Origin of the sequence: Dolichospermum sp. LEGE 00246 (assembly GCF_015207865.1) — a bacterium.
Lineage (GTDB): Bacteria > Cyanobacteriota > Cyanobacteriia > Cyanobacteriales > Nostocaceae > Dolichospermum > Dolichospermum heterosporum.
In genome coordinates, this window is sequence record NZ_JADEWA010000245.1 from 1 (window position 1) to 8,130 (window position 8,130).

Genomic DNA, 8,130 nt, shown 5'->3' on the forward strand with positions numbered 1-8,130 from the left:
CAGCGATAGAATTCTCTCAAAAAGAAAGTTCCTATGGATGGATAGAATCTGCTAAGGAACTTAACTACAATTCTCACTATAATCCCCTTGTAGCTAAGATTTTAACTGGTTTAGCAGAACTTTATCGAATCCAAGATAATTTTGAAGAAGCACTTTTCAAACATTCACAATCAATAGAAATATTTTATAAAATTAGCAGTAACAGATGTGATTTAGCAGAAGCTTACTTTCAACTAGGTTTAACATATCAGAAAATGGGTGACTTTAAAAATAGTCAGATCAATTTTGATGAAGCCATAATATTATTTACAGCGGCGGAAGCTCCCCGGCAAGTTGAGAAAGTTGAAAAAGAGAAATTAAAAAAAACCCAAATCAGGGGGACTGTGGGTTATTCGAGTGAAATAGACAACTAATTTACATACTACCGGGGCTTTAAACCCAATTTTTCCGCAATAAATATCCGGGATGCCTTGCGGCTTGACAAAAAGGAGGTTTTGTGAATGATTTACATACATAAATATCCAGTAGGGGTAAAGCGCAATGCTAACCCACTACTCTCGATGCTTGATTAATGATTTTTTGGATTTAGGAACGCAAATTTAATAACCTGCAATTAATTCTGATGTGGAATGGTGCGCTACGCTGTCGCTAACACACCCTACTTTTTGACTTTTGCAGTTTATTTAATTTACATTCCTTAGTCTTAATCTCTAGCGGAAATATTTAAAGTTTCTCGGACCTGTGTAACCAGTGATCTTTCCTAGTTCCTCTAAAGTCTGGACTCCGCTATAACTTTTACCATTAATAATCCAAGTGGGGAAACCTTCAATTTTTGCAGCTTTACATAATTCTGGTTTAACATTGGGACTATCGCCAGCGCACTCTACCTTAGAATTATCATTAATGATTTGATAAGCCTCTTTACCAAAAAGTAGCTTTTGTTCGTGACAGTGGGGACACCAATAGGCTACATATTCCTTAGCACCAGATTTGACAAGATGTTGGGCTAGGGCTATTTCGGCTGCACCAGATTTAGTGGTAATTTCCCAGCCAAATTGAGGATTGGGTTGTTCTTTAGGAGTAAAGGTAATTGCTGTTGGTTTACCATCATTTGATTCAGTAATGTTACCTGATGGATTTACTTGAGAATAAATTCCTAAAGTCCCAATTAGCGTCACCATTGCCACAATCACAGCCGTAAATAAAAGTTGTCCGATGTCTTCCCAGTCTCTACCCATGATGGTTAACACTAACATAGTTAATGCAAACAAGGCAGAGGCAATACAGTACAGACAAATAGCTTTGAGTTGAAATGCCAGGACATACATTAAGTATCCACTGAAAACTGACATAGCGATCGCTCCCACAAACAGCAACCACCAAGTTAAATTTTCTAGTTGTTTCTGACTTTTGTGATTTTCCCCTGCGTTCAATGCTAAGGGAGCTAAAGCCAATATCAACATCCCCATGTATGCCAATAGACCAAATACAGGTAATGGTTGACCTAAAACCGTAGCCCAAGGACTAGAAAGGACATCCACACAACCTTTAACATTTTCTGGGGTAGTACAAACCGGAGTGCTGCCAGTCAGCTTTTCATAGGTGAGATAACCTGTATTTAGGATACCAAAACCAGCAATAGTTGCGATCGCCGAACGCGACCATTTATGAATCCAAGGAGTAGAACGACGACGAATCATAATATTGGTAATGGGTAATGGGTAATGGGTAATTGGTAATGGGTAATTGGTAATTGGTAATTGGTAATTGGTAATTGGTGACAAGAATCTCAAGATCCTCCTAATCATCTAAATCAAGAAAATCAAAAGAATCATAGTTTAGACAATTTCTAATCAAGAAAATCAAAAGAATCATAGTTTAGACAATTTCTAATCAAGAAAATCAAAAGAATCATAGTTTAGACAATTTCTAATCAAGAAAATCAAAAGAATCATAGTTTAGACAATAGAGGTCTGCGGGCAGCTTCTACAAATTGACTGACGCGAATCGGATCTATGGGTTGCTGAATTTGACCATGACGTTTGAGAGAACTAGAAACAATCACCCCATCTGCGGCTTGTAACAAAGTACCCACATTGCCCCAACTTGCACCACTACCGATAAAAACGGGAGTACCAGCCGCCGCAGCACTAGCTAGTTCCAAATCCTCTTGGTCAGGAGGACTACCAGTAGCCCAACCAGATAAAATTACCGCATCAGCCAAACCTCTTTCAATAGTATCTTTAACAGCAACCGTCAGATTAGGAGAACTCAAAGGACGGGCGTGTTTGACCAAAACATCAGCAAAAATTTTCACATCAGATCCTAATTCCCGACGATATCGTAATAATTGATGAGCTTCCCCTTCAATTAAACCTTGATCCGTTGCCATCACACCCGTAAGAACATTAATTCTGACAAATTGGGCATTAACACAACTAGCAATAGCGATCGCACTTCTACCATCATTACGTAAGACATTTAAGCCCAAAGGCACAGTCACCAAATTCTGGATGCGTTGCACAACCACAGTCATAGCACTCACAACTGCGGGGTCAACTTGATTTTTCGTAAATGGGGCATCAAAAAAATTCTCAACGATAATCCCATCTACACCTCCACTGGCAAGGGCTGTGGCTTCTTGTTCGGCGCGGTCAATCACTGCTTTGAGACTACCTCCCCAACGGGCTGAAGTCGGAAGAGGGAGCAGATGTACTACGCCAATAATTGGTGTTCGGGTTTTAAATAACTGATGTAAGTCCACGTCTTTAATTTACTTGTCACAGTCTGGAGTTATTGTCTATCCCCACTCTCCAGACGAGGGGGTAACAAAATGGCATCAATAACTAGACAGGAAGAATCACACAAAAAAATGCAGATTCTCTAGGCATTACAGCCTTCTGCCTTTTATACTAATAATATAAGTTGCTTTAGGGAACAGAAAACAGGGAATGGATGATTAGGAATGGGTAATTTAGTAATTTTTCCCATCTCCCTGCCCATGAACCCGCCTTTTTCATGGTCAAATTATTGCCTCCTCCTGAAGATATAAATTAACTTTCAACCTTCCATAAGATATGTTAAGATAGAATCTAATGACAAGAGGAGTTTGCCACTCACAAGATGCAAGGCAGCTTCCCGGCATTTAATTGCAAATGTCCGAGTAGCATTACTGCTTGATAGGCGTAGTCGCCAATGCGATTTCCCCAGTTGGGTAGCGGCTTCTCACAACAGACCTCTTGGTCGGCTTCCCAACGGGTAAATTAACAACGCCCACGCTGCGGTAATGCAAAATACCATTAAGCGAATCGTTAAAAATATAATGAGTGTCGGACTTACCCAAAGACACTTGAGATTACCCTGGGAAACAAATTAGTAGAAGTATCATGCCATGATCCTATCAACATGATAGCTGAAGGTCGTAATTTGGCTTTTACTAGTTAAAGTTGCTAGTTATATAGGTTAAATCTGGTAATTAGTAGCGGGTAGTTGGGTGGAAAAGACAACAGAATTCAGGAGGTAGGGGCGCAGGGACTGCGCCCAGTCAGAAATCACCGAGTAAAACCCGATTGATTTTTGATTGAAGTTTCGTGCTTCATTTACCTGCTGTCTTTTGGTGATTGTATATTCCTAACCCAACGCTTGAATGTTAATTAACAAGGAAAAACGGAAGATCTATTCAAAATATGGTTGAAAAGCCAACGATTGCCATTTCTCACCTGGGCTGCGAGAAAAATCGAATTGATACAGAACATATGCTAGGGCTGCTAGTAAATGCAGGCTATGGTGTAGATAGTAACGAAGAATTAGCAGATTACGTAATTGTCAATACCTGTAGTTTTATTGAAGCGGCTCGACAGGAATCAGTAAGAACCCTAGTAGAACTAGCGGAAGCCAATAAAAAAATCGTCATTACTGGCTGCATGGCGCAACACTTTCAAGAACAATTATTGGAAGAATTGCCGGAAGCAGTAGCGGTAGTAGGGACAGGCGATTATCACAAAATCGTTGATGTCATCGAGCGAGTAGAACAGGGAGAGCGAGTTAAAGAAATTACTGCCGAACCTACCTATATTGCCGATGAAACCACACCCCGTTATCGGACAACCACTGAAGGGGTAGCTTACCTACGGGTGGCAGAAGGCTGTGATTATCGGTGTGCATTTTGTATTATTCCCCATTTGCGAGGAAACCAGCGATCGCGTACCATTGAATCAATAGTCGCCGAAGCCCAACAACTGGCAAGTCAAGGTGTCAAAGAAATAATTCTCATTTCCCAAATCACCACCAATTACGGCTTAGATATTTACGGGAAACCCAAATTAGCCGAATTGCTACGGGCATTAGGCAAAGTAGATATCCCTTGGATTAGGATGCACTACGCCTATCCCACTGGACTCACACCGGATGTAATTGCTGCCATCCAAGAAACCCCCAACTGTTTACCATATTTGGATTTGCCTCTACAGCATTCCCATCCAGAAATTCTCCGGGCCATGAATCGTCCTTGGCAAGGGCAAATCAATGATGGGATTATGGAACGGCTGAAAATCGCCCTACCATCAGCAGTGTTCAGAACCACATTTATAGTTGGTTTTCCTGGAGAAACTCAAGAGCATTTTCAACATTTATTAGAGTTTACCCAACGACATAAATTTGATCATGTTGGTGTCTTCACCTTCTCACCAGAAGAAGGAACTCCCGCCTACAATCTACCCAATCAAATTCCCGCAGAAGTGATGACGGAACGCCGTAATCAACTAATGGAATTACAACAGCCAATTTCCTTCCAGAAAAATCAACAGGAAATCGGCAAAATAGTTGATGTCCTGATTGAGCAAGAAAATCCTGAAGGTGGAGAATTAATCGGTCGTTCCGGCAGATTTTCTCCCGAAGTTGATGGTCAAGTCTATGTTAAAGGAGAGGCTAGGCTAGGAACCATCGTCAAAGTAGCAATTCAAAGTGCCGATGAGTATGACCTCTATGGTCAAGTTATCAATAGTGATAGATTATCTTCCTATCTGCTATCTGCTGTTGTATAAGACTTAATTTACAAATAAGTATCGGCTCACAAGTTCAAAATTTACAATCAAATCTAGGAGCGTTAATGAATTTATCATTTCAAGAATTAGGCATTTCCCAAGAACGGGCTGAACTGTTAGCAAACATGGGTTTTTCTGAACCTACAAATATTCAAACCCAAGCAATTCCTCAACTATTAAATGGTCGGGATGTAGTTGGTCAATCCCAAACAGGAACAGGTAAAACCGCAGCTTTTTCTCTACCAATTTTAGAAAAACTAGATCCCAACTTAAAAGCTGTACAAGCAATAGTTTTAACCCCAACCCGTGAGTTAGCAATTCAAGTTCATGCGGCTATTTCCCAATTTATTGGTAACAGTTACTTGAAAGCAGCGGCTATTTATGGTGGTCAATCAATTGACCGCCAAATTATGCAACTCAGACGTGGGGCGCAAGTCGTTGTTGGTACACCAGGACGGGTCATAGACTTACTAGATCGTGGTAACTTAAAATTAGATCAAGTCAGATGGTTTGTCTTAGATGAAGCTGATGAAATGTTAAGCATGGGCTTCATTGACGATGTAGAGAGAATTCTTTCTCAAGCACCTGAAGAAAGACAAACAGCCTTATTCTCAGCGACAATGCCACCGTCAATTCGGATGTTGGTAAATAAATTTTTGAATTCACCGGTAACTGTCACCGTTGAACAACCCAAAGCCGCACCGAATAAAATCAATCAAGTGGCTTACATGATTCCCCGTCATTGGACAAAAGCTAAAGCTTTACAACCAATTCTGGAAATGGAAGATCCAGAAACAGCTTTAATCTTTGTTCGCACCCGCCGCACAGCTGCAGAATTAACCAGTCAATTACAATCTGCTGGTCATAGTGTGGATGAATATCATGGTGATTTGTCCCAACAAGCCCGGGAACGCCTATTAATCCGTTTCCGTAACCGTCAAGTACGTTGGGTGGTAGCTACTGATATTGCAGCGCGTGGTTTGGATGTTGACCAACTATCCCACGTGATCAACTTTGATTTACCCGATAGCGTGGAAACTTATGTTCACCGGATTGGTCGGACTGGTCGGGCTGGAAAAGAAGGAACGGCAATTTCCTTAGTTCAGGCATTTGAACGCCGCAAACAACAGGCATTTGAACGCCATAACCGTCAAACTTGGCAAATTCTGTCTATTCCTACCAAGGCACAGATTGAAGCCCAACATATTCAGAAGTTAAGAGGACAAGTTGCTGAAGCTTTAACTGGGGAACGGTTAGCTTCCTTCTTGCCAATTATCAGCGAAATGATTGAGGAATATGATGCTCATGCGATCGCTGCTGCTGCTTTACAAATCGCCTACGATCAAACCCGCCCCGCTTGGTTACTATCAGGAGTAGACCTACCCGTTGAGGAAAGCCCAACTCCCAAACCCAGAATCAACAAACGTGGTGATAGTGGCGAACGTGAACGCAGTTCCAGTGGTGGTCGCAGTGGTCGTTCCTCTTGGTCAAAAGAAGGTAAAGGCAACGACGACAGACGCAGCAGCGGTGGCGGTAGTCCTAAACCCAAGTTGAAAATCACTCACCATGAATCTTCTCCTAGTCCTAGTAACCAAAAGTTAGGTTTACCGACAGGTAGAGAATAGATGGGTTGTCAGTGCATCGCCATAACAACCTGTTAATAAGCTGATTTTTAAAGCCACTTTCACCTACAGATTAAAACCTGCGGGCTTGAAGGTGGCTTTATTAAGTAATTGGACAAAAATATTTACAGCAATAAAGCTTATTACCAGAGATAGTAATAGGGGGTTGTGTTTAGAGATATCATAAGACCTCGTGGTAAGTGGGAAACTCAGTCACTTTAGGGATCACCAAAAAATAAATTACCCAATTTTGTGGGATGGGCATCCTGCCTGTCCTTGGTAATTAGCGGGCAAGATGCCCGCAACACAAGAAACTTTTGGGGATTTTTTTAATTGGAAGTCCCTTAGTGCTGAGAGGAAAGCGACTCATGAGGTTTTAACCGCTTTTTAAATCCTGGCGATCGCTTTATTTCGTTTCATATCTTTCTAGGGAGCAAGTTATGTAGTGAAAGCCATGCACCATCCTTTATTGCTGATTTTCGTTAAAATCACGATTTTTTCTCTAATGTTAGCCATAGGCAGCAATCTCTGTTTTGAAGAAATGCTCTCCCTGTGGCGAAAACCGGCTTTACTACTCCGCGCGCTTTTAGCCGTTGTCGTGCTAGTTCCTTTAGTGGTTATTGTCCTGCTAAAACTGTTTAACTTACCCCCCGAAGTAATCACAGGATTAGCCTTGTTAGCGGCTTCTCCAGGTGCGCCTCTGACCACAAAAAGAGCGCAAAAGGCTGGAGGCAGATTCTGTTACGCAGCCAGTCTTCAATTAACCCTCGCCATACTTGCAGTCTGCGTTACTCCCGTCACCTTGGGCATTTTTTTCAGCCTATTTCAGCATCTTGTAGAAAAAGTGACAATTTTAGAAGTCGCTAGACAGGTGATCATGGTACAGTTGTTGCCTGTCAGTATCGGTCTGTTGCTGCAAAGATTTACTCCTAAATTTGCCGAAAATATCGCCCAACCTTTAAATTTTATTGCTGATATTCTTTTATTACTGCTGGTTGTTTTGGCTGGTATTTTAGGGATTCCCCTATTTTTTAAAGTTTGGGGATTACCAATGGTTGTGATTACCATCATGATAATTGTTTCCCTAGCAATAGGACACAGTTTAGGAGATTATAATGATGATACACAACCAATTTTAGCAATTTCCTGTATTGCTCGTAATGTCGGATTAGCCTTGTTTATCGCTATTTTGAATGACGTACAACAACAAGTAATTCCCACAATCATAGCTTATGTAATTGTAGGAGCAGTTCTAGGTGGTTTTTACTCAATTTGGAATAAACGCAAATTAGAGAAACAACCTGACATGAAAATAAGACCCCACCCCTAACCCCTCCCCGCAAGCGAGGAGGGGAATAAGAAGTTTTTTTCATGTGTCCTGGTGTATGAAGTTCATGATGGCTACTTAGAGGGTGTTTTAAAAGTTATGGTTGATGTATCAAATATTTTTTACCCCACCCTAACCC

General features: G+C 41.3%; 6 protein-coding genes. 4 read left to right on the plus strand and 2 right to left on the minus strand.

Translation table 11 applies throughout. The features are described from left to right. The coding region (locus IQ228_RS15940; protein WP_193963511.1) for a tetratricopeptide repeat protein at nt 1–413 on the plus strand (413 nt) is incomplete at its 5' end. Between the two features lie 297 nt (nt 414–710). On the opposite strand, the gene IQ228_RS15945 is transcribed toward IQ228_RS15940, so the two are convergent. Both IQ228_RS15945 and btpA read right to left on the minus strand, forming a co-directional pair. Continuing rightward, nucleotides 711–1,700 (minus strand): vitamin K epoxide reductase family protein, encoded by a 990-nt coding sequence (locus IQ228_RS15945; protein ID WP_027404572.1) that lies wholly within the window; start codon nt 1,698–1,700, stop codon nt 711–713. A 251-nt stretch (nt 1,701–1,951) separates the two neighbouring features. Continuing rightward, a complete protein-coding gene (btpA, locus tag IQ228_RS15950; RefSeq protein ID WP_193963512.1) occupies nt 1,952–2,764 on the minus strand; it encodes a photosystem I biogenesis protein BtpA in 813 nt (270 codons plus the stop codon). Between the two features lie 922 nt (nt 2,765–3,686). On the opposite strand from btpA, the gene rimO reads away from it, so the two are divergent. From rimO to IQ228_RS15965, 3 genes are all read left to right on the plus strand, one after another. After that, nucleotides 3,687–5,042 (plus strand): 30S ribosomal protein S12 methylthiotransferase RimO, encoded by a 1,356-nt coding sequence (gene rimO, locus IQ228_RS15955; RefSeq protein ID WP_027404571.1) that lies wholly within the window; start codon nt 3,687–3,689, stop codon nt 5,040–5,042. A 65-nt stretch (nt 5,043–5,107) separates the two neighbouring features. Beyond that, nucleotides 5,108–6,667 carry a DEAD/DEAH box helicase gene (locus tag IQ228_RS15960; protein ID WP_193963513.1) on the plus strand — a complete coding sequence of 520 codons (1,560 nt, stop codon included), beginning with the start codon at nt 5,108–5,110 and terminating at the stop codon, nt 6,665–6,667. A 451-nt stretch (nt 6,668–7,118) separates the two neighbouring features. Then, nucleotides 7,119–7,994: a bile acid:sodium symporter family protein gene (locus IQ228_RS15965; protein ID WP_193963514.1), complete on the plus strand. Its 876-nt coding sequence runs from the start codon at nt 7,119–7,121 to the stop codon at nt 7,992–7,994. Nucleotides 7,995–8,130: the final 136 nt, after the last annotated feature.